At 35.7% G+C, this 24,425-nt stretch carries 18 protein-coding genes and 1 tRNA gene; 2 read left to right on the forward strand and 17 right to left on the reverse strand.

Annotation, left to right across the window (positions count from 1 at the left end):
• Positions 1-11 precede the first annotated feature (11 nt).
• Positions 12-899, forward strand: a complete 888-nt coding sequence (locus ESZ47_RS03390) for a YitT family protein (RefSeq protein WP_148605724.1) — start codon at positions 12-14, stop codon at positions 897-899.
• Positions 900-921: 22 nt separating this feature from the next.
• Here the strand turns inward: ESZ47_RS03390 and topA are convergent, their stop codons facing one another.
• From topA to ESZ47_RS03405, 3 genes are all read right to left on the reverse strand, one after another.
• Entirely contained in the window at positions 922-3,009 is a 2,088-nt protein-coding gene (gene topA / locus ESZ47_RS03395) for a type I DNA topoisomerase (protein ID WP_148604753.1), read from the reverse strand.
• A gap of 162 nt (positions 3,010-3,171) precedes the next feature.
• Positions 3,172-3,705 carry an HdeD family acid-resistance protein gene (locus ESZ47_RS03400; protein ID WP_148604755.1) on the reverse strand — a complete coding sequence of 178 codons (534 nt, stop codon included), beginning with the start codon at positions 3,703-3,705 and terminating at the stop codon, positions 3,172-3,174.
• Positions 3,706-3,811: 106 nt separating this feature from the next.
• Positions 3,812-3,885: transfer RNA gene (locus ESZ47_RS03405), tRNA-Ile, on the reverse strand.
• A 410-nt stretch (positions 3,886-4,295) separates the two neighbouring features.
• Here ESZ47_RS03405 and ESZ47_RS03410 point away from each other — a divergent pair.
• Positions 4,296-5,459 carry a DNA/RNA non-specific endonuclease gene (locus tag ESZ47_RS03410; RefSeq protein ID WP_148604757.1) on the forward strand — a complete coding sequence of 388 codons (1,164 nt, stop codon included), beginning with the start codon at positions 4,296-4,298 and terminating at the stop codon, positions 5,457-5,459.
• A gap of 39 nt (positions 5,460-5,498) precedes the next feature.
• Here ESZ47_RS03410 and ESZ47_RS03415 read toward each other — a convergent pair whose 3' ends face one another.
• From ESZ47_RS03415 to ESZ47_RS03480, 14 genes are all read right to left on the reverse strand, one after another.
• Entirely contained in the window at positions 5,499-7,172 is a 1,674-nt protein-coding gene (locus ESZ47_RS03415) for a glycerophosphodiester phosphodiesterase family protein (protein ID WP_148604759.1), read from the reverse strand.
• 132 nt (positions 7,173-7,304) lie between these two features.
• Positions 7,305-8,090 carry an alpha/beta fold hydrolase gene (locus ESZ47_RS03420; RefSeq protein WP_148604761.1) on the reverse strand — a complete coding sequence of 262 codons (786 nt, stop codon included), beginning with the start codon at positions 8,088-8,090 and terminating at the stop codon, positions 7,305-7,307.
• Positions 8,091-8,121: 31 nt separating this feature from the next.
• Positions 8,122-9,531 (reverse strand): dihydrolipoyl dehydrogenase, encoded by a 1,410-nt coding sequence (gene lpdA / locus ESZ47_RS03425; RefSeq protein WP_148604762.1) that lies wholly within the window; start codon positions 9,529-9,531, stop codon positions 8,122-8,124.
• Positions 9,532-9,533: 2 nt separating this feature from the next.
• The gene (locus ESZ47_RS03430; RefSeq protein WP_148604764.1) at positions 9,534-10,835 is read right to left on the reverse strand and encodes a dihydrolipoamide acetyltransferase family protein; all 1,302 of its coding nucleotides are present in this window, start codon (positions 10,833-10,835) and stop codon (positions 9,534-9,536) included.
• A complete protein-coding gene (locus ESZ47_RS03435) occupies positions 10,828-11,808 on the reverse strand; it encodes an alpha-ketoacid dehydrogenase subunit beta (protein ID WP_148604766.1) in 981 nt (326 codons plus the stop codon). The genes ESZ47_RS03430 and ESZ47_RS03435 overlap by 8 nt, the downstream gene beginning before the upstream one ends.
• Position 11,809: 1 nt before the next feature.
• Complete coding sequence (locus ESZ47_RS03440) at positions 11,810-12,946, reverse strand: thiamine pyrophosphate-dependent dehydrogenase E1 component subunit alpha (RefSeq protein ID WP_148604768.1); 1,137 nt, start codon at positions 12,944-12,946, stop codon at positions 11,810-11,812.
• Positions 12,939-13,949, reverse strand: coding sequence for a lipoate--protein ligase (lplA, locus tag ESZ47_RS03445; RefSeq protein WP_148604770.1), 1,011 nt, complete (start codon positions 13,947-13,949; stop codon positions 12,939-12,941). Before lplA ends, ESZ47_RS03440 begins: the two co-directional genes overlap by 8 nt.
• A 75-nt stretch (positions 13,950-14,024) precedes the next feature.
• The gene (gene murE / locus ESZ47_RS03450) at positions 14,025-15,497 is read right to left on the reverse strand and encodes a UDP-N-acetylmuramyl-tripeptide synthetase (protein ID WP_148604772.1); all 1,473 of its coding nucleotides are present in this window, start codon (positions 15,495-15,497) and stop codon (positions 14,025-14,027) included.
• A gap of 63 nt (positions 15,498-15,560) precedes the next feature.
• Complete coding sequence (locus ESZ47_RS03455) at positions 15,561-16,649, reverse strand: tRNA dihydrouridine synthase (RefSeq protein ID WP_148604773.1); 1,089 nt, start codon at positions 16,647-16,649, stop codon at positions 15,561-15,563.
• A 129-nt stretch (positions 16,650-16,778) separates the two neighbouring features.
• A complete protein-coding gene (locus ESZ47_RS03460; RefSeq protein ID WP_148604775.1) occupies positions 16,779-18,104 on the reverse strand; it encodes a bifunctional folylpolyglutamate synthase/dihydrofolate synthase in 1,326 nt (441 codons plus the stop codon).
• A gap of 58 nt (positions 18,105-18,162) precedes the next feature.
• Positions 18,163-19,452 (reverse strand): alkaline phosphatase family protein, encoded by a 1,290-nt coding sequence (locus tag ESZ47_RS03465; RefSeq protein WP_148604777.1) that lies wholly within the window; start codon positions 19,450-19,452, stop codon positions 18,163-18,165.
• 447 nt (positions 19,453-19,899) lie between these two features.
• A complete protein-coding gene (locus ESZ47_RS03470) occupies positions 19,900-20,850 on the reverse strand; it encodes a 3'-5' exoribonuclease YhaM family protein (RefSeq protein WP_148604779.1) in 951 nt (316 codons plus the stop codon).
• 27 nt (positions 20,851-20,877) lie between these two features.
• Positions 20,878-23,241 (reverse strand): ATP-binding protein, encoded by a 2,364-nt coding sequence (locus ESZ47_RS03475; RefSeq protein WP_148604780.1) that lies wholly within the window; start codon positions 23,239-23,241, stop codon positions 20,878-20,880.
• Positions 23,231-24,403 (reverse strand): metallophosphoesterase family protein, encoded by a 1,173-nt coding sequence (locus ESZ47_RS03480; RefSeq protein ID WP_148604782.1) that lies wholly within the window; start codon positions 24,401-24,403, stop codon positions 23,231-23,233. Before ESZ47_RS03480 ends, ESZ47_RS03475 begins: the two co-directional genes overlap by 11 nt.
• Positions 24,404-24,425 lie beyond the last annotated feature (22 nt).

The following is a 24,425-nucleotide window of genomic DNA, read 5'->3' on the forward strand; positions in this document are numbered from 1 at the left end:
AGGTGTTGATAATGCAGACGACTAATTTAGAACGCATTTCTGTTAAAGATTTATGTATGATTGCAGTTGGTACCGCTTTATATGGTTGGGGCTTAGTTAACATTAATATTCCCAATGATTTGGCTGAGGGCGGAATATCCGGTATCACATTGATTCTCCGCGCACTATTCAATTGGAACCCTGCATATTCAAACTTACTCTTAAACATACCACTCCTTTTTATTGGTTATCGAATATTAGGGCGACGTTCATTAATTTATACTATTTGGGGCATTGTGTCTCTATCATCATGGCTATGGTTGTGGCAAATTATACCCACTCCCCCTGCACTACATCATGATATGTTAATCGCCGGTATCATTGCTGGTATTGTTGCTGGGTTTGGCCTAGGCCTCGTATTCCGCTTCGGTGGTACTTCAGGTGGTAGTGACGTTGTTGCTCGCATTGTGGAGCAAAAGTTTAGTATACCAATTGGCCGTACCATGTTTATCCTCGATGCTTGCGTATTGTTGCTGTCACTCGTATATATTGATATTGTACACATGATGTACACATTAATTGCCTCTTTCGTATTTTCACAGGTTGTGAATATAACGCAACAAGGAGCCTATAATGCAAGATCGTTCATGATCTTTACACAATATCCAGAAGAGATTTCTCATGCAATTATGAATGAACTTGAACGTGGTACCAGCTTACTAAAGGCTGAAGGCGGTTACTCGCATCGAGATCAACGTGTTGTCTATGCTGTTGTCGATCCATCCGAAGTCAACACCGTACGACATATTATTGATAAAATTGATTCTAAAGCTTTTGTTTCTATATTTACAACACAAGAACAACTTGGGGAAGGATTTACATACTTACGGCCCAATAAATCTATATTCAAATCAAAATAAAAGCCACAACAAACTGTGGCTTTTATTTTTTTGTAGCTTCTTTTTCTTCTACATCATCTTTTGGTGTTGTTCCATCAGCTAATGTTTTTTCAGTTGGTTTATCCCATGTTACAAAGTCACAATCAGGATACCTTTGGCAACCATAGAATGTACGGCCACGTTTTGTTTTTCTCTGAACAATTTGTCCCTTATGACACTTTGGACACAACAATCCAATTTCCTGCACAATGGCTTTCGTATTTCGACAATCTGGGAAACGTGCACAGGCATAAAATTTACCGTATCTACCCATTTTAACTAACATAGGCGCACCACAAATTTCACAGTCCATTCCTGCCAACTCATCATGCATAATAATTTTTTCAAGAGATGTTTCTGCTTTTTCAACTTCTTTTTGAAATGGTTTAAAGAACGAGTCAATAACCGGCACCCAGTGTTTATGCCCAGTTTCAACTTCATCTAATTCATGTTCAACGGCTGCTGTAAACTTCATGTTAGTTACATCAGGGAAACTTTCCTCAACAATTTTTTGAACAATTTCGCCTAGTTCAGTTGGCACAAATTTTCGCGCATCAATACGAACATAGTTACGACGTTGAATTGTATCTAACGTTGGTGCGTAAGTCGATGGTCGACCAACACCATTTTCTTCCAACGCTTTAATTAAAGCAGCTTCAGAATAACGTGCTGGAGGCAATGTAAAATGTTGTTCAGGGTCGGTATTGGCCAACTTCACTTTATCCCCCTCGCTCAAATCAGGTAAAACATTGTCCTTTTTTTTGGCAGTTGGATAGGCCTTTGTGAACCCTTCAAAATTTGTTTTAGAACCATTAGCTCGAAAAATAACGCCATTCTGTTCAAGCGTAACGGCCATAGTATCTAAAATCTCTGGGGTCATTTGACTTGCAACAAACCGAGACCAAATCAAAGAATAGAGCTTAAATTGGTCTGGTGTTAATTTATCCTTAATAGATTCTGGGGTTCTTGTAACATCAGATGGCCGAATTGCTTCGTGAGCATCTTGCGCGCCTTCCGGTAGTTTACCCGTCACAGGTTTATGTTGCGAATATTCCTCACCCCAAGTATCGTGAATGAATTGAGCTGTAGCGTTTTTGGCAACTAATGAAATACGTGTTGAATCACTACGCATATAAGTAATTAAGCCAACTTGACCTAGCCCTTTCCCCAGGTTAATACCTTCATAAAGTTGCTGCGCAGCCATCATTGTTTTACGTGTTCTAAAATTCAACTGTGTATTCGCTGTTTGCTGCATCGTTGATGTCGTAAATGGTGGTTGTGGTTGTCGTTTACGTTGCTTAACATCCACTTTAACAATGTTAAATGTTTCATTTTTGTCAATTCGCTTTAACACATCCTGAACACTAGCATTGTCTGGTAATGGTTGCTTTTTACCATCAAAACCGTAAAATACTGATTTGAATTTTGCCCGATTTTTTGTAAAAACGGAATCTAATGTCCAATATTCTTCCGGTTCAAATGCTTGAATCTCTCGTTCACGCGCAATGATTAATCCTAAAGCAACAGATTGTACACGCCCAGCGGACAATCCTCTTTTTACAGTTTTCCAAAGAATAGGTGAAATAGAATAACCAACTAGTCGATCTAGGATACGACGAGCTTGTTGTGCATCAACTAAATCTTGATTAATCACGCGCGGTGTCTTAAATGCATTTTTGATAGTGTCTTTTGTAATTTCGTTAAAAACGACACGATTAGTCTGTTCAGGATTTAAATCTAAAATATGCTGTAAATGCCAAGCAATAGCCTCTCCTTCTCGATCCGGATCGGAAGCTAGATATACGGCTTTGGCAGCTTTTGCTTCTTTTCGTAATCCTTTAATTACATCTCCTTTTCCACGAATATTAATATACTTAGGATCATAGTCATGTTCGACGTCTACGCCCAACGTTGATTTAGGCAAATCACGTATATGTCCTAAGCTTGCAACCACTTTATAACTGCGACCAAGATACTTTTCAATTGTTTTCGCCTTTGACGGACTTTCGACAATCACTAAATTCTTTTTAACTTTAGATTTTTTTCGTGGCGTTGTTTTTTTCTTTTTCAATATCGTTTTGGTTTCTGGCAAAATATTTTTCCTCACATTCTTTTATTTTTTAAATATAATATATCTTGAAATTCTAGTAATTTATCAAGTAGTTTTAAATTTTAAAATTGATTTGATTATAACATAAAACCGTCTGGTCAGAATTAATCTAAGCAGACGGTATCATCGCTAATTGAATGAAACTCACTTTTTCCAAGCAACAAAATATAACATTTTAAAAATACCAAGAATTAGTAATGAGATACCTAGTAGTTGCCAGAGGAAAATAGCACTAACTAAAGGCACAAAAAGCATTGTAGCACCGCCAACAATGCTAATTATTGCTGAAAATATACTCCATCTTTTCTGTGCATAATATTTAACCGATCCAAGTGCGATAAATCCTTCAATTATCCATGTAATACCGACCAACACACCAATCACGATAAAGAGATAGGTTGTTGCAGCGTATAGGTTAATGAAAGTAAACACACCGGCAATAAAATATACGGCACCAATAACAAAATTCCCAACACGAACCCAACCATCTTCATTTTTTCGATCAAAAACAGATATGACATGAGACAGACCAATAGCAATAAAAGCTAACCCAATTAAGGCAGCCACCACCGAAGCACTGTGTGTAGGCCAAAAAAGTATCAAAGCACCAAAAATCACTGACACAATAGCATCAAAGCCAATGATATTACGTATTTTTCTTAAAAATATATCGGACATTTTCATCCTCCTCTAATTTGTATTATACGCTTTTAGTCACACTTTCTCATTTTTTGTTAAAAATAAAGACTATTCTATTAGCATTGCTAATAGAATAGTCTCTCTATGGACCATGTTGGACTCGAACCAACGACCGAACGGTTATGAGCCGTTTGCTCTAACCAACTGAGCTAATGGTCCTTATAGTAACATCCCACAATAGAACTTTTCAATAAAATTAATAATTTTAAATCAGTAAAGCATGAAATTATTGAAGATTCAACTACATTCTAAATTATATCATCAAAGTGTCATGAATTGCACTTTAAAAATATAAATAATAAAAAAGATGCGGTACCCGTTGCATATCTTTTTTATTATGCACATTTCCTATTACACCAATGTTTCTTATTCAAACAAAAATTTTAAAATAACTATCTATACAATTACTATACAATTTATACTTGCCTATCATAATTTATAAGTATTATAATTACGAAAGTATGATGGTTTTGTAATTAAATTATTAATATACTTTTTAATCACATAAATAAAACATGTTTATTACGTGCTAAATATTCACGTTAAACTGTTCGGGAGAGAATTTATTTATGTTAAGATTATTGAAAAAAACAGCTCTAGGTATTGTTTTAGTGATTTTCACTAGCGTCGTATATCCTTCCGTGGACATTTCTGCTAATAGCTATCATAATGACAATTTGAGTGGTGCTGAACAACACCCTCTTGATTTTAAAAACGAAAAGCAGTTAGTCTTAGTTAACCAAGATAGCCAGCAGCGCGCTGTTGATGCACATATACAACTCAGTTACTCAGAAAAGCCAATCGAAAAACAGTTAGACAAATTGCAACACAATCCAGTTGGATGGCATAATTATCGATTTAACTATAAAAAATCCAAAGGCTCTATTCATAAATCGTCGCTCTTCAACCGCGGTCAACTTATTGACTATCAATTTAGTGGTTTAACAGACGAAGCAAAAAATTTAGTTTCTGAAACTGCTTATCTTAACAAAGGTGCACTAAAGAAAACAAACATCAACAATAAAAAAGCTATGCCTTATTATGAAAAAGGTCTCGCCAACTGGCTTAAAAAGCATAAAAGCAGCCGCTTAGATTACCAAGTTACACCTATGTATAGCGGTCAGAATCTTTTACCACAACAAATTCGCCTATCCTACTTGGGATATTCCAGTTCTGGACAAAAGATTAAAATTAGTCTCAAATCATATCGTGAAGAAAACGGAAACGATGGCGCAACTGTTGTTTATCTTAACAATGATAGTTCAAATGCCATTATTAATTACGCTGATGGTACAGCTCAAAACACGTTACATAAAAAAGCGGATTTAGCAGCTCAAAAAGCTTCATCAGAGAAAGCGAGCTCTGAGGCAGCTAGTTCATCCGCAAAAGCCAGTTCAGAGGCAGCTTCTTCTGCTAGAGCTAGCTCTGAAGCGGAACAATCATCACTGGCAGCAGATCAAAAGGCTGCCAGTGAATCTAGTGTCGCACAGGCTTCTTCACAAGCTGCCGCATCACAGTCCATAGCTAGTGCAGCAGCTGCGCAAGCTTCCCAAGACCAGTCTACTACAACACAAACTTACACTGGTCAAAGCCAACAAATTATTGGAAATGCAAAATCACATATTTACCATGTTCCTGGTCAAGCTGGCTATTATATGAATAGTAGTAATGCGGTTTACTTCAACAGTGAAGCAGAAGCCCAAGCAGCAGGATATAGAAAATCATTGCGTTAAAAAAGCCCTCGCGGGCGTACATAGTATTGAAAATAAAGATTAAATATCATTTTGCTGACTAAAAACCATACTTATAAAGGCTCTATGATAGCTCATATTTTTACGAACATTTTGTAATATCTCTCTAGTTTCTTTTGGTTTATCAGTAATAACACCATAAACGCCCAACATATAAGCCGTTTCAATATCAAATTTATCGTTGACCGTCCAACTGTACAAATTTTTATTATAATGATTGATTTTATTTGATAACCCAGCATCAACTTTAGAGTATTCAATCGCATAAAATTGGCTTACTTTACTGCGATTGATATTATTTTTGACTGGTGAGAGTAATCCTGTAGTTAAATTTGTATACATATGTAATCGCTTCACAACATTTTGATTCATTGACTGGATTTGGCTATGATTTTTCACCATTTGATGACCATAATTATTAACAAACTGCTGTAACTGTTTATTAGTAGCTGTGTCGTTAAGTTTTAACTCTATCAATAGTTTTTGCTTATTTTTATTAGCAACAGCAAGATATTTCGAAAAGCTGGATAAGTAAAATTGATGTCCAGCTTCCTCAATTTTTTTAGATTTCAAATCAGACCAATTCGTTTTTGATATATCGATATTTTTACCTGAAACAGTTGTCACCTTTGTATTGTGTGTCAGAACATATACACCATCTTTTGTTGGTTGAATATCAATTTCAATATAATCAGGTTTAGTTGCTATCGTATTCTTAAGTGAATTAACAGAATTTGGTTCCGCGCTAAGTTGAGAAACTCCCTTATGTGCAATAACTAAATACTGTCCTCTGGGCGTGATAAAATATCGACCAGAGATGAAAGTACTTCCCATACCAATCAACACCAAAATCGCACCTTGAAACAATAACGATTTATAGGCTATTTTTTGACTGCTTTCATGTTTTTGATGTGTTGACAAAAGTATAATATACAAATTCAAAACATAAGCACTGATAACGTACATCAAAGCAGTTGATAAAACAATCAAAATATTAGCAATCGTACGTTTGAAAGTAATATCGAAAAATGCATCAGCTAACTGTTGAATAACATATAAAATAAATAGTGAAAAACCCCCGAAAAGCACAGCTGTAACAAACGATCTAACAAATAGTTGTAGTCCTGAAGACATTTTTTCTTCTACAGTTGTTTTAATCGCCATTGATAATGTTTGATTTTTATAAATTGTATAGTAAATTATATGTCTGAATTTGATAAATAATAAAACCAGTGCAACATATACCAGTGTAAAAATAATATTGATCCAAAAACTACTAAGCATGTCAATAAATGTTTTAGGTATAGAAAAATACTGTGCAAATGGTATTTTAAGTCCAAATGACACTAATGGTACCATTAGTACAATCAAAATGAAGATAGTTATATGCAATTTATAAGAAAACAACTGCCTAATAAAGCTGTTGCCGTTTTTTTCTCCCCATGAACGTCGAAGAAAAAATAAGACTATACCTGCAAATAAATACCACAATAGCAGATACACGATTGCAAGGCTGATAAATTCAATTTTATACTTTAAGAGTGAATTAAGTAAATGGTGCCATGTACTTGTGTTTATTTGATAAAAATTAGGTAATGTTTTTTGAACTATAGTGACAGCTATTTTCGCAAAAAAATTATATATAAATAGCATCACTGCTATCTCAACAATTTTACTATATTGTATTTTATTCATCATTCCCCTCACTTCAATCAGATTTTTCCGAAAAAAAGAAAGTCCAAGTTTGTACCAGAAACTTACTTGTACTCGGACAATCTCATATTACATTAAAATAAAATTTTTGTCACATACTTTCAATAAATAATCTCATTGATTTTTTAAAAAAGATATCAATATTTGATTAAAGGATGCAGGCTCCTCGATGTGTGGTATGTGTCCAGCATCAGAAAAAATATACGTCTCACTATCATTTACTGCCAAGCTTTGTAGTACTTCGACATGCTGTGACGGCCACAATGGCGAATGACGCCCTGCTAAAAAGAGCTGTGGTACTCGTGTACGCTTGACAACATCCCGCCAATCCTGAATAAAGCTATTTAGCAACAAAGGTTCATTAAATTTAAAATCAAAAGGATGATAGGCTTTTGACAGTGACAATTTAATATCTTTTGATATTTTAGCATGCGTTAACTTGGTATGTGGTAGTTTTTCAGCTGCTGTCCAAAGCATGGTGATGTCTGCGTTAAAAATACCATATGACCAAGTATCATCCTTTAAAATTTTAGGTACTTGGTCTTCCGTTATCACTGCTTTAACGTGCTCATCACCAAACAACGACAGATATGCCCAAATTGTACTAGCTCCCATTGAGTGACCAAGTAAAATAACTTTTTCTAGTTCTAATGCTGTAATTAACTCCGCTAAATCTTTCCCATGGCGCGATATACGCATGCCATAATTCACAGTTTCGCTCTCACCATGATTACGCCGATCATACGTAATCACCTGAAAACCTGCTTCTTGTAAGGGAGAAATTTGTGCAGTCCATGACGCTTGATTACCGGAATAACCCGCGATCAAAATGATAGGCGTTCCTTGTCCATAGATATTATAATGCAATCGTACGTTATCATTTGTCATGAATGTTGCCATATTACACTCCTACATTGATCAATCTTTTCCGTTAAATATGAATCGGCAAGCCATCTGCTAACTCAGCTGTGTCCATGATTGCTTCTCCAAACGTTGGGTGTGGATGTATTGTTAATGAAATATCTTGTATCGTTAATCCATTCTCAATAGCTAACGATAATTCTGAAATCAAATCTGATGCAGTTGATCCTACAATTTGTCCACCAATTAACGCATTTGTTTTTTTGTCACTAATTAATCGTACAAAACCGACAGCTTGATCCATTGAAATAGCTCGGCCATTTGCAGCAAAAGGAAACTTTGATATTTTAGCATCTAAATGATTATCCTTGACTGTTTCGGGTGTTTCTCCAGTAGTTGCCAATTCATATTGTGTATAAGCAACTGATGGTAGAGAATAATGCAAATCATGTGCCTGAGGATCTTCAGAAATCGCAGATGCAGCTATTTTCCCTTCAAAACTGGCCTTATGGGCCAATTGTGGTCCAGCAACCACATCTCCAATAGCATAAATATGTGAGACAGATGTTTGCATTTGATTATTAGTTTCAATTAATCCTCGATCTGTTACTTTAATATCTGTGTTATTCAGACCGATACTATCCGTGTTGACACGACGACCGACCGCAACCAATAAGTAATCACCAATAATATCTTGTTCCTTACCATCAACTTCATAAGTTAATGTTACATCTTTGGCAGTTTGTGTTGCTTTTTTAGCCGTTGCGCTAGTTATAATTGTTCCACCATGTTCTGTAAAGTCATCTAAAACTGGTTTTGTCATTTCAGCATCAAACCCATTTAAGGTATGATCTAGTCCTTCAACTATCGTTACTTCCGTGCCAAGATTAGCATATGCGCCACCTATTTCTGAACCAATAACACCACCACCAACAATAATCAATCGCTTCGGAATTTTTGTTAAGTTCAATGCTCCTGTAGAATCAATTACACGTCCCTTAAATGGCATTGTTGGTATTTCAGCTGGTCTTGATCCTGTAGCTATAATGGCATTATTAAACTGCAATAACTCATGTCCATCATCTTGCAAAATATTGAGGGTTTGGTTGTCGTTAAATACAGCGTCACCCCTTACAATCTCAATATGATGTTTTTTTAGCAACATCTCTACGCCTGAAGTGAGTGTGTGAACCACTTTATTTTGTTTCCATTGTTGCGCTTGTTGCCAATCTAGCGTTGTATCTGTACTACTTAATCCAAATGGCGTGTTTTCAGTAGCTTCACGATAACGATGACCAACATTAATTAACGCTTTGGATGGGATACAACCAACATTTAAACATACGCCACCGATTTGATCGCGCTCAACAATAACAACACTTTGGCCAAGTTCAGCAGCGCGAATGGCAGCAACATATCCACCAGGTCCGGATCCAATAACAACTGTATCAACATCGCGAGCTTGTGCACCAACAACCATATTTACACCTCCATCAACATATAAGCCGGATCATTTAATAACTTTTTCAAATAATTTAAAGCAGTCTGTCCGAGCATACCATCAATCAAACGATGGTCATAAGTCAAAGACAATTTCATATTTTGACCAATAGCCAATTCTCCATCTTCATTCACAATTGGTTCTTTCAAAATTGAACCTAATCCTAAAATCGCTACCTCTTTACCGTTAATAATCGGAGTAAACCAAGTACCACGAGCAGAGCCAAGATTAGATATAGTAATCGTACCGCCTTGCATTTGAGCTGGCTTAATTGATCCATCACGAACAGCTTCAGCAAGTGTCGTAATTTCTTCAGCAATTGTCAAAATAGATTTTTGATCTGCCCCCTTAATCACTGGTACATATAATCCTGCTGGTGCATCAACCGCAATACCCATGTTCACTTCATCATGGTAAATAATTTCTTGTGTTTGCATATCAATACTAGCATTTAGTTCTGGGAACTTCTTGGCAACTGCTGCAAGTGCTTTGACCGCATAAGCTAAGTAGGTCAAATGAACCCCACTATCCATCAAAGCAGGTTCCTTAAAGGTCTTACGATGAGCTACCAATTTATCAACAGTAACCGAATCAAAATTAGTAACCATTGGAATGGAAGCTTGTGACGTCATTGCTTTTGCAATTGCTTTTCGTACTGGTGCCATCGTTTGTCGCCCTTCACGTGGCAAGCTCTCTTTCTTCGTTTCATCTGAAGTAATAACCGATTGTTGTGGCATTTCCGAAGTAGACGTGCTAATCGCTGGTTGTTCTGGAATGCTTGAAGTTGGACCCTGGAAGTTTTCAACATCTGCTAACGTGACGTGTCCATGACGTCCTGTAGCCGGCACTTGCGTTAAATCAATTCCTTTTTCATACGCTAAATGACGAACTGAAGGCATCGCTAGAATACGCCCATTAGCTACCTTCACCGCTGATTCTTCTGTGTTATCTTTTTTTGTAATTTCTGCTATTCTTGTTGATTCTTGAGTAGCTACACCTGTAACGTTCTTAGTACTATTTTGTCCATCAGTTACATCATTTTCACCGTTACCATCAAATTCAATCAGTGAATCACCAACCTCAACAGTTGTCCCTTCATTGACAAATAGCTTAGTAATTTTCCCACCGTAAGGTGATAGCATCTCTTGAATTAATTTATCATTTTGAACTTCAGCAACTGGGTCGTCGACTGCTATAGTATCACCGACTTTAACTAGCCAAGAAGTAATCTCTCCCTCTGCCATACCTTCTCCAATATCTGGCATTTTAAAAATCTCAGTCATAATTTACAACCTCCTTGACTTTTGCTACCACATCATCAGGTTTAATCATCCAATCATTTTCTGCCTGTCCAAATGGATAAACCGAGTCAGGAGCTGCGACACGCCCAATCGGTGCTTTCAAACTCAAAATAAATCGTTCAGAAATCTCACTCATAACAGTAGCACCAATACCAGCCATCCTTTGCGCTTCTTGCACAATGACAACACGACCTGTTTTAGTAACAGTATCACCAATCGATTGAATATCCAGCGGTGACACTGTTCGCAAATCTAAGACTTCTGCTGAAATACCATTTTTTCCCAGTTCATCAGCTGCTTTCAAAGCAACTGGTACACCACCACCATAAGAAATGATTGATACATCACTACCTTCATGTGCTACTGCGGCCTTATCTAGAGGTGTTGTATAATATCCTTCTGGTACTTCTCCTTTCAATGAACGGTATAAATGTAAATTCTCTAAAAACACAACTGGATCATTAGATTCGATAGAGCTCAACAGTAAGCCTTTAGCATCTGCTGGATTAGCCGGCATTACAACACGAATACCAGGAATTTGTGCAACAATGCCTTCTAAATTATCAGCATGCATTTCAGGTGTTTTTGTCCCACCACCATATGGTGAACGAACAACAATTGGCATATTTCTAGTCCCATTAAATCGAAAACGATTACGCGACATTTGTCCAGCTATAGAGTCCATCACTTCAAATAAAAAACCAAAGAACTGAATTTCCATCACTGGCCGGTAATTTTGTGTAGTCAAACCAATAGCCAATCCACCTATACCAGACTCAGCTAATGGTGTGTTGAACACACGTTCTTCACCATATTTTGCCTGAAGCCCATCTGTAGCACGGAATACACCACCGTTTTCACCAACATCTTCACCAAAAATAATTACATCATTATCTTTTTCTAATGCCAAGTCCATGGCTTCACGGATGGCATCAATATAACTTTTTACGGTCATGTTACTTTCCCTCGCTTTCAAACTTAGCTATTTGCTCATTCATTGCTTGACCTGGGACTTCAAGTGTATTTTTGATAAAATTAGAAATTTTTTGTTTCTCAACGTTGTCAGCAATTTTAATTTGCTCATCAATAAGTGCATTCACTTCTGTAACATACTCATCTTCTTTTTCTTCGTTCCAAATACCTTGGTCTTGTAATAGTTTACGCATTCGAAGAAGTGGTTCTTTCTTCCACCATCCATCAATATCATCTTTAGTTCGATAACGCAATGGATCATCACCAGCCGTTGAGTGCGGTTCTAAACGATTTGTTAATGTTTCAATTAACACAGGTCCGTGGCCACTAGCAGCCCATGATCTTGCTTCTTTAGAAGCTAAATAAACAGCAATTGGATCATTGCCATCCACAACAAGACTAGGTAAGCCAGCAGCCCAACCTTTCGCGGCTAAATGTGAAGCTACTGTTTGTAATGAACGTGGTGTAGAAATTGCATAACCATTGTTTTGTACGAAGAATACTGCATTTGCCTTATAAGCACCGGCAAAGTTCATTCCTTCATAAAAATCCCCTTGTGATGTTCCACCATCACCAGTATAAGCATAGGCGACTGCGTTTTTTTGGCGTTTTTTAAGACCTAGAGCAATTCCTGCGGCTTCCACGTATTGTGCCCCGATGATAATTTGTGGCATCCAAGAATTAACCGGATTGCCATCTTCAGTAGTAAATACGTTGCCTAGTACATGTCCACGTGACCATAAAATAGCTTTCCATATTGGCCATCCCTTTACAATAATCTGTGGGATATCACGATAACCTGGCATTAACCAATCGTCATCATTAAAAGCATACGAAGAAGCCATTTGTGAAGCTTCTTGACCAGCTGTTGGTGCGAAGAAACCAAACCGTCCTTGCTTTGCTAGTTTTGTAGAACGAATGTCTAATTGGCGACTCAATATCATGCGCTTAATAATGTTAACCAGATCATCGTCAGATAATTCTGCGCGCTTAAACGCTTCCTTATCAATAATTTTTCCTTCATTGTCCAAAACTTTCAATGTTGGAAAATGCTCATCTTGTTCTGCCAATTGGTATTTAAAGTCAAGCACTTGCTTATTTGTTGTTGTTATATCAACCATTTGTTACAACCTCATCTTTCTGAAAGAATGTTTCTAGTAATTCATCATTTGTAACGCTACCAAAATATTGACCCTCTTTGTTTTTATCAAGCACTTCCGCAACTGCCTCACGAGTGAATGGAATACCAATTAATTGTGATTTCATTTCACGCCAATCTCTGACACCTAAGAAGTCTCCCGTAAAGTTAATGTCTGTAATGTGGCCACTATCAACGTCCATTTGTACATCAATTGCACCGCCGCTATATTTTGCATGATTATTGTACATAAATTGTGGGCTTTTACCATAGTTCCATGACCATTGTGAAAATTTTTCATCTCGTAATTTCAATATTGAGTTTTTTTGTGCATCAGTTAACTTATATTCTGAGTCCCTTCCTTCATCGGTTAGATAGTACTTTAATTGTTCAATAAATTTATCAAGTGTTAGCCCTACAGGGGCGTAGTCTTTGATGTTACCTACACGAGACCGAACTGACTTGGCCGCTTTCGAGATGAACTTTTCATCAGCCACGTTTAGAGAACGTACCATAGCATCCACATCTGTATCCCATAATAAAGTACCGTGATGCATCAAATAACCACCAGCATACCGTTGGGCATTACCAGAAACTTTCTTACCATCAATTTCCAAGTCATTACGACCTGAAATATCGACATGGATACCAAGAGACTCTAAGGCATCTGCCATTGGCTTTACAAACTGATGAAAATCGACGCTAGCGCTCGTAGCAACTGGTACAAAAAATGTAAAACATATATTACCTAAATCATGATAAACTGCTCCACCCCCAGAAACTCGTCTAACAACTTGAACATTTTGTTCAGTAATATATTCTGGATTGACCTCCGCAAAGGTATTTTGATTTTCACCGATAATAACAGCCTTTTTATTCTGCCATAATGAAAATACAGGTTTCTCTGGTTTCAAATTTTTTAACAGCCACGCATCCATCGCAATATTAGTATAAGCATCTTGATTAAAATAATTAATAAATTGCATATCATCAGCTCCTCTTTGTAAACGCTTACATGTTACAACTTTATTGTACCACTTGTTTACACAAAAAAAGAACCCTTACGAGTCCTTTAGTTCCTCTTTAACTTGTTTTACTACAGCATAATCACCAATATATGGTACATCGACGCCGTTTACTTTTTGATAAGGATCTTCACCTTTTCCTGCAACAATAACAATATCATTTTCATTAGCCATAGTTATCGCCTCGTGAATAGCTTTAATACGATCCATTTCAAAGTGAATTTCTAGCTTGTCATTGTTAATATGCTCTGCTATTTGATGAGCGATAGCTAGTGGATCTTCAAATTGTGGATCATCAGCAGTTAAATAAACCACATCAGCCAAGTCACTCACTACATGGCCAAAATCAGCACGTCGTGAAACACCTTTGTTTCCTGGTGAACCAACTACAACAAGTACTCGTCCATTTGGATATTGAGACTGCGCAAAACTAAGTAAGGCACGCATCGAAACATAGTTGTGCGCATAGTCAACAAATGCCACACCATGTCCAGAAATAGGCAAACTCAGCATACGCCCTGGAATAAAGACCTCATCTAAGCCTTTAACCATAGCAGCATGTTGAACACCAGCAAAAGAAACCATCATCATTGCTGCAATTGCATTAGATTCATTAAAATCTCCTGGTACATTTAAGCGGTATGAACCTAACATTTCTTTAAATGAACTATGGACAACTGTAAACCTACTTTCATGGATTGCACTTTCTTGAGACGTAAACATCTGACGATCGTATGTATACACATTTCCGTGCGTTTGTTTGGCGTAAGTATATATTTGGTCATAATGATCTGTTTCAGTGTTAATAATGACCTCATCTGAATGATCAAATAACATTAATTTATGTGCAAGATAGTCTTCAAAATTTGGATGTTCATTTGGACCTATATGATCCGGAGAAATATTCAAGAATGCACCAACGTTATATCGTAAACCATACACACGATTCTTGAGGTACGCTTGTGAACTAACTTCCATTACAAGATGTGTCATACCATTATCAACAACCTGACGCATATCTTTAAATAGCTCATATGATTCTGGCGTTGTTAAATCAGATTTCTTTTTATCGGCTGCATTGGGTCCGGTAATACGATCTACAGTCGAAAATAGTGCTGTATGATTACTTGTTGCTTCCTTAAGCATTGTATAAGCAAAATAAGCAGCAGTTGTTTTACCTTTTGTTCCTGTAAATGCACCTATCCATAATTGGTTTTGTGGGTAGTCAAAAAATACCATTGACAATAACGACAAAGCCTTTTGTACATTCGTTACTCGCCATTGTGGTAAATCAACGTCAATAAGTTGCTCAGTAATTAATCCTGTAATGCCCTTTGCATCATCAAGATATTCTTTTTTGAAAGCACCTTTAATAACAAATAATGTATTTTCTTGCACTTTTCGTGTGTCATAATGCAAAAAATCAAATGTTAACTCAACTGCTGGTGTATCTAATAATAAATCGTGACTCGTTAGTATGTTTTGAATTGTTTCAGTTGTTAATCTCATATCTTCATTATACTAAAAAAGCAATGCAATGACTCACAAAGCTTTAATTATTTTTATTCATGTTTATTTTCGTGAAGCCGCCATGTCAGCACTAGCAATAGCGTTATCACGGTAAATATGCTTATCATCAGCAACAGCTGCATAGACTTTTGTAAGTTCTCTGGTTAATATTTCTCGAACTTCAGCTGTAGTATGTGTATCCATTAACATTTGGCGTAATGAAGAAGCATGCGCAAAGCCTCGCAAGTAGATTTTAAAATACCGTTTAAGTGCTTCAAAATGCTTTTTTGTACCATCTTCACTAACTTCATCAAATAAATCCAATTGTAATTTTAATAAAGCAATTGATTCTTCAAGTGTGTGTTGGTTAGGTTGTTCTTCAAATGCGTATGGATTTTCAAAAATACCCCGACCAATCATAATCCCATCAATACCAGGATGCTCTTGTGCAAGCTTCAATCCTTCAACTCGTGTTTTAATATCACCATTAATTTGAATTAAAGTATTTGGTGCTATTTCATCGCGCATCGCTAATATTTCGTCAATAAATTCATAATGAGCTGGTGCCTTAGACATTTCTTTACGTGATCTTAAATGTACAGTCAAAACTGCCACATTGTGGCGTAAAACAATGGGTAACCATTCTCTAAATTCTTCTGGCTTATAAAAGCCCAAACGCGTTTTTACAGAGACAGGCAAGTTGCCTGTCTGGGCAGCAATAATAATTTCTTCAGCTAATTCAGGATGTCGAATTAAATCCGAACCTGAACTATTTTTAATGACGGTACCATCTGGACATCCCATATTAATATCAACAGCACGATAACCCATTTCAGATAAAATTTTTATTGCTCCAGCAATCTCATTAGGCCGCGAACCCCAAATTTGAGCCACTGGCTGTTCTTCCTCTTTAGCAACCGCCAAACGTCCTTGAACAGAAAACCTAGCTTTTGGATGTACCATCGAACTTGCATTTGTAAACTCAGTGTAATAAATATCTGGTGCCGATGCTTTAGCGACAACGCGCCTAAAAATTGTGTCCGTTACAGCCTCCATTGGTGCCATACTAAAAAAAGGTTGCGTTGTCTTATGATTAGCTTGGACTTTTTCAACAACTTCGTCCCAAAACGTATTTTGCTTTAATTCTGACATTATTTTGCCTCATAAAATTCTATATTCATAAAAAATATCTCTCACATTTTAACATGAGACAGATATTTTCACAAAGAATTGATACTGATATATACATATATTGACATCAAATCATTAAAAATATAAAAATCAGATACCACCCTCCTTATGAATGGCACTCAACGTGTAGAACGATCCAGTAACAACAATCAGCGCTTGTGATGACTCACGTACTCGCATAGCAAGTGATACGGCAGCTGAAGCATCGTTAGCAATTTCAACATCAACGCTTGGATAATTAGATAAAATATCAGTTGCTAATTCATCAGCCGACAGTGCACGCGTTTTATTGTTCGGCGTAACCGTTATCACGCGTTGAACAAAGGGCACAATTTCATCAAGCATTTCATGATAATCTTTATCTTTCAGCACACCCAAAACTAGAGTTGGTTTGATTTTCAAATGCCATGAATTTAGAGCAGAAACAAGCGCCTGAATGCCGTCTACATTATGAGCAGCATCAAATAAAATATTTTTATCAGGATGATAGTTCATACGACCTAACATTTTTACATTAGCAATGCCATTGCGTGTTTTTTCTCGGTCAAATTGATAGCCTTTTTCAATTAACGCAGCTTTAATTTTTAGAACAATACTAAAATTGTGCACTTGAAAAGCACCAGCCATACTCAAAAAATAACCACTTTCACCATTGATAATTAAATCTAAACCAGATGGTGTCGTATTAGAAATTATAATTTTATCCTGATCATGCTCAAACCATCGAGCACCTACAGCACTAGTACGTGCTTGTAATATTTTTTTTGCTTCAATATCTTGCCCAGCATAATCAATGACCCAGGTTCCCGGTTTGATTATTGCAGCCTTATTTTCAGCAATTTCTGAGATGTTATGTCCCAATAAATTTTGATGATCAATACTTATTTTTGTAAAAACAGTCAGCATGGGTGACTCAATCGCATTGGTAGCGTCCCATAAGCCACCTAAACCTGTTTCAAAAATAACCAAATCAACTTTTTTATCAACAAAGGCAAGTAAAGAAATTATTGTAAAATACTCAAAATAAGATAAATAGTACGGAGGCACATCATGCTGCTTAAAAAGAGTCGCTACTTGATCGTAATATTTGAGAAAATCGCTTTTTGAAATCATATCACCATTAATACGAATTTGCTCGCGATCATCCATAATAAAAGGACTAGAAAAATGGCCATAGGTATATCCATTAGCCTTTAAAATAGCGCCCAACATAGTGCCTGTAGACCCTTTACCATTTGTACCAGCAACATGAATAATTTTCAATGATTGATCAGGATGACCAAGCCACATTAATACTTCTTTTAACACTGCGACTCGCCCTTCATCAAGAAGACGCCAAGTATTATCCAAACTCTTTAGAACTGTTCTATAGCGTGCTGAGGCCTTTAACTCAGTTTTATTCATTTTTTTATCCACAAGCAGTCTCCAAAAAAATATTATACATGTTATTTTAGCATAACCTATATAAAGTAGTTTATTTAAAAATTTTTCTCAGCGGAATACCATCTAATACATTATCAAATTCAACACCAAGTAATTTAGCCATAGTTGGTGCTTCATCGACTAATTGAGCATCTTCAATTATGCCATGAGCAATATCAGGCCCTGCCATAACCAATGTCGTTTGATATCCTTTTTTATCCGGACGGAATCCATGAACCGCTTTATAGCGATCACTTTGTCCCAATTCTTTATCATTAGTCGGCTCAACGATAGCAGGACGATTTATTTCATCCGTAAAGAAAAAGCCATTCTGTGCTTCCACCATAAAGTCTGCATCAGGATTAATGTGCCACTTAATAATATTCGCTGAGGTATAAATTTTTTCAATACCCGGTACTTTTTTTAGGGCTTCATATACATCATTTTTTAACGACATATCATTAATGTAAATATAGGTTGAACCGTCAGTGGTTTTGGCCAAGACACGCCAACTATTATCAATTAGACCTTTATCGTTAACCGTTAACCAGCCATTGACAGCAAATAATTGATTTAAATGAATCATATTTTCAACATCAATTTGAAAGTGATCCCCTAGAACAACAAAATTAGTTTTATCAAAAATACCAGCTTCTTTTGTAGCTTTTATTAGCTCACCTAAGTTAGCATCCAATCGCTGTAATGCTTCGTAAGCTTCTTTAGAATGAACACCATACTTATGGCGATGAGCATCCATATCAACTAAATGAATTGCTGTCATATCAGGTTTTTTACGTTTAATTGTATCAGCAGCAGCTTTGGTAATGAATTGATCAAGCGCCGGTTGCTTGATTCCTTGACGATATTTACCAAACTTTCTATTCATATCAAAAAGAAAATAAGGCGTACTAGCATTAAACGACACAAAATATTGATTGGTCCAAATACGATTAGGAAAAATTTCAGCAATGTTCCATGTTATCGGTGCTTTTGCTGAAACAGGCCATAGGAAAGCCGCTGTTTTCAGTCCTTTTTCATGTGCTAAATCGAATAACGTTGGTGTTTTAATATCCTGTGCATACCAAAACCAATCAGGGGAATCACCACGTTCTGGCTGTATCTTTGTATTATTAACAATGCCATGCTTAGCCGGATAAACGCCAGTAATAATTGTTGCATGTGAAGGATAAGTTAATGTTGGATAAATCCCCTCAACTTTTTTTACATGCGTACCACGTTCAATTAGTTTTGCAACATTCGGCATCAAATCAATATGTTCAGCAATATCTTCAGCACCCATTGCATCAAAAGATATAATCACTAATGGATTTTTAATGGTCATAATTTCTTCTTCCTCGTGTCAATTAAGCGATTAGCTTTTTATATTGTAGCACTTAAACTATAGGCGTTTCAAAAGATAATTATACTACTTAACGATGAATAGTTTAAAATTCAAATAACTATATATTATTATAATTAAATACATAAAATAACGTCATACCAAATTGGAGCGTCATATGCCTGCATTTTTCATTATTATATTTTTAGTACTTTTATTATTTATATATTTAGCCTTTCGGCTGAATGATTTACACTTACTCTTTTTTGTTTGTACCGTTTTACTAATCGAAATTGGATTTGTAATATGTACATATTTATTAGTTAAGGCACCCATAAATACCTAACAAAAAATGTATAAACAGTTTCAATTTTCTGAACAACTAAAACACCCCGAAAAGTAAGTTTCTAATGCCTTTATTTTTAGGGTGTTTTAATTCGTTTAAAATACTTAGTCTTGATCAGTTATTTTGTAAAATTTACGATTATCTAATCCAAAAATCTTATCTGAAAATGTACCTGAATCAGTTTTATCTAAAGCACTGGTCATCATTTGAATACCTGCATCTAATTCATCTAACTGATGTAAAACTTCTGCTTCCATCAAAGCTGGCCTGACTGGTGAACCGTATTCAAGTAATCCATGGTGCGCCAACACAACATGACGTAAAATAATCATTTCTTCACTCTGTAAATCAAAATGTAATTCATTTGCTGCCAGCACAATCTGCTCGTCAACCAGTGCAATATGGCCAATCAAACTTCCCGCTAATGTATACTGAGTAGCAATAGGACCGGACAACTCGATAACTTTTCCTAAATCATGTAGTAGAGCACCAGCAATGAGTAATTCTTGATTCAGCTGAGCATACTGGTTTGAAATATTTTTAGCTAGTTTTGCAATTGACAATGAATGAAACGCTAGCCCACCACTAAAATTATGATGATTAAATTTAGCAGCTGGATACCGTAAAAATAGATCATTATACTGTGAAAATAACTTCCTAACAACACGATTCCAAGTTGGATTAGTTATTAACAACACAAAGTCATTTAATTCTTCATTCATTTCGGATTCTTTGACAGGTGCATGAACCATAAAGTCTGAAGGGCTATCAGGTTCCCCTGCCTCAGTTAAACGGACTTGAGTAATCTGAACTTGTGGTTGGTCTCGGTAAGAACCTTTGACTCCTTGTAAACGGACAATTTTTCCTGGAACAAGCGTTTTAATTTGATTATCTTCAGCATCCCACAAGTTTCCAGGTAAATCTCCGGATCGATCTGAAAACAAAATACTAATGTATGTTTTCCCTGTTTTTGTCAAACGTACTTCTGCAGTTTTAATTAATGCAAAACTATCAATATGTTCATTATCTTGATACTCTGCTAATAATTTTGTCATAGTCTAGCCCCTAACTAGCTTAATTAATTATAATTTTATCACATTTTTAAATTGATCATTGTCCCTAGCTGCCGTCCAATAAATGATTTGTTGTTCCTGTGCTAAATCATGTAATAAATGCATTACATTTTTTTTACGATTATCATCGAAATTAACAAATCCATCGTCTACTAGAAGTGGCATACTAATGATATCTTTAATCACTTGACTTAAAGCTAAGCGAAAAGCAACATAAAGCTGTTCTTGTGTACCAGTAGATAGTTCTGTCACATCAAATTTTTGACTATCTATGGTTATAACCTGTAATGAATTTTTTGAAAATTGAATTTTATCATAACGTTCATTGGTAAGATATTTAAAATATTTTGTTGCTAATTCTTGCATTTTTGGAAAACGATTTTGAGAAGCATTTTGTAAAGCTTTATTGATCCATCTAACAGTCAATTTTAGCGTTAGATAATCACTAAATTGTTGAGTTAATTCAGTTTTTTGATTAGCTAAATTTTGCTGCATAGTCATAAATTGATCATTACTAGTTCGTTGTTCTTGTTGTGCTTTGTAGTTCGCAATTTCATTTTGCAATTTAAAAGCGTGCTCTTGTAGAATAGCCAACTCATGTTTCTGTTGTTCTTGTTGCGCAACAAGTTGTTCTTCACTTTCGTATCGCACTAACTTTTGACGTGTTTCTTCGTCAATTTGCTGCATAATATCTTGATAGCGCTGTTTAAATTGCAAATTCTTTTTGAATTGAGATAATAAATCTTCTAATTCGTTCAAGTCATTAACATGATACGTTTTAAAAACAATATTCTGTTCTTCAATTTTTGAATTTAATTTTTCTTTTTCTTGCTGCGTTTCAACAACAATTTGATTTTGCTGTTGAACAAGTAAATTTCGTTTATTGTCTGTTGAAAGATTTTGTTGTTGCAATGCCGTAATTAATTGAACAATTGTAAGGTCTAACGAATCACACAATACTTCAACATCGAGTCTTACTGCTATTGGCTTGATTAAATTAACCACATCATCCTGCTGCTGTATTATGTCAGAATCTAATTTTTCAATTTCTGATAAATGTTGTTCATATAGATTAATTTGTGGCTGAATTGCTTTAATCGTTACTACATCTAGTGGACTATATCGCTCTTTAATAGCTTGCTTACTTTTATTTTGTTGCTGACTCTTGTAATATAAACCACCACAACCGACTAATATGATAATACCTATCCACAACATTGATAGATGCAGTACAAAAGTACTTAATATTACTAAAATGACTGCTATCACACTAACATAAAAATAAAAATTACTCGTTGCTAATTCTTGCAGTTCTTTATCTGTCAACGGCTCAGGAACATGCGCTGTAAATCTCTCCTCCAATTGTTTCGTCTGTTGCAATAACTCGTTCTTTTTGGTTTGATTTTCGGATAAAATACGTTGCCTTACCTGCGCTTGAGATAAAAGCAATTGCTCCTTTTTACTATCGGTAAGTTGCTCGGGTAATTTAATATTTTGTAGTGTTGCGTTGTGGCGATTTATGCTGTTGCTTAAAGCATCAATTTCAATTTGTAAACGCTGTGCTTTTACAACCTCAGTTTCATTAACAGTCTGAATATCTTGAATCGTTATCTTTTTAGCCGACTCAAATAATTGATACTGCTGTATCAATTTATTTCTTTCTTGAAGCGCCTGATTAATCGTTAAAATTTTATTTTGTTGCTCTTGCTGTTTTGTTTCCAAATCTGTTAATTTTTTTTCGGTTGAAATAAAGTCACTTAGTGCTTCACTGTTTTGTTGTATCTGCAAAGCATTATTTTCATAATCTTTTATGGCCATATTCAATGGTCTCTTATTACCACGTGGTGCAAAAAGCTTATCAGCTGACTTGTCAAGATCTGCCATCACATCCAACCAGCCTGTACTCCCTACAGCACCAATATTGAGTAATAATTTTTGAAAATCTTCTGATTTAATTTGAGATATATGCGATAAATCCTCTTGGTTAAAATTAAAAATATCATCGAATGATTCTCTAGTAAGTGGCGATAGTTTTTTCTTTAACCATTTTTCTGGATCATTAATTTCAGTTTGATTAACTAATCTTGTAATATTCAAGGTTGTCTTTGTTCGATCTAAGCGCGTAATACGGACATCCCCCTCATCTGTTTCTAAAATCAGACTACCACCGTATTGACTACCATCTTTTGGATCATAAACATTGACGCCACCTTTTTTTGTTGGAAAGCCAAACAGAACACCTACAATGAAAGCGCGTAATGTAGTTTTCCCAGATTCATTTTGACCAGCAATAACTTGCATGCCATCTATTAAATCAAAATTTTGTTGCGACCAACGACCAAACCCACTAATTTCTAAGCGTTTAATCCTCATGATTTTGTCGCCTTTCTGCAATTAATTGTTCCATACTATTTCTAAGTTCAGCTTTACCATCATCATTCATAAAATATTCACGAATAAACACAGGAACTTGGTTTGATAAATAGTCCATCACACTAGATTCTTCAAATACTTGTTCTAGTCCTTGAATCCAATATTGTTGATCAATATTGTCGGAAATTAGAGCCAAATGCTTAGCATCAGAAATGCTTAACCGTACTACCCACATATTAGTAGGTAATTGCGCGCGAATTTTATCTAACGTGACCCCACTATTTATTCTTTCAATCATTGTTGAATTCAACGAAGCAGTAATAGTAATCGACCAAAATATTGTCTTCTCATTTTGTAAATTATTTATCTGATCAATTAAGTCTTCTTCGTCAATCATCGTAGAAATGTTTACGCTATCCCAAATAATAGTCGCAACACTTTTAAAAACTGGTACTAAGCATTTATTTTCATCGTGAACTAAATAATATCCTTTTTCGTTCGTCTCTTTACGATTAAGTCCTTGTAACACACCCGAATAACCAATAAAAGGCTGTTCATTTAATGTTTGTCGTACATGAATATGCCCTAAAGCCCAATAATCATAGTTTTTTTCTAGCATATTACTGACTGAAAATGGTGCGTAGGGATCTCCATCAACTCCTAGTGAACCATGATATAGTCCCATTTGATAATCCACATCCCCCTTAACAGGAAATTCATCAATAATTTTAGTTGTTTGACGTTGTGTTTGATAACTAAATCCGGTTAGTGCAATTTTTTCACCTGAAGCTAATGTTAAATACTTTATCTCTACTTTTTGATCAAAGACATGTACTGTATTTGGCCATGGTAAATGATGCCTAGTATTCGCCTCAAAATCATGATTACCAAAACTTAAAAAAACGTCGATATTAGCTTTAGAAAGTCTTTCAAATTGTTGACTCACAACCTCTTGAATGAATGGACTATTGTCTGCAGAATTATATAAGTCTCCTGGAAACAAAATAAAGTCAACTTCATTAGTCAAGGCATCGTCAACCAATTGCTCAAAAGAATGAATAGTTGCTGATTGAACAACTTTTTTTAGTTTATTTGGTAGCTGTTTATCCAGGCCTGAAAAGGGATTTCCTAGATGTACATCACCTGCATGAATAAATTTCATATAATCTCCTAAGCGAATATTT

Origin of the sequence: Leuconostoc litchii, from assembly GCF_008107645.1 — a bacterium.
Lineage (GTDB): Bacteria > Bacillota > Bacilli > Lactobacillales > Lactobacillaceae > Leuconostoc > Leuconostoc litchii.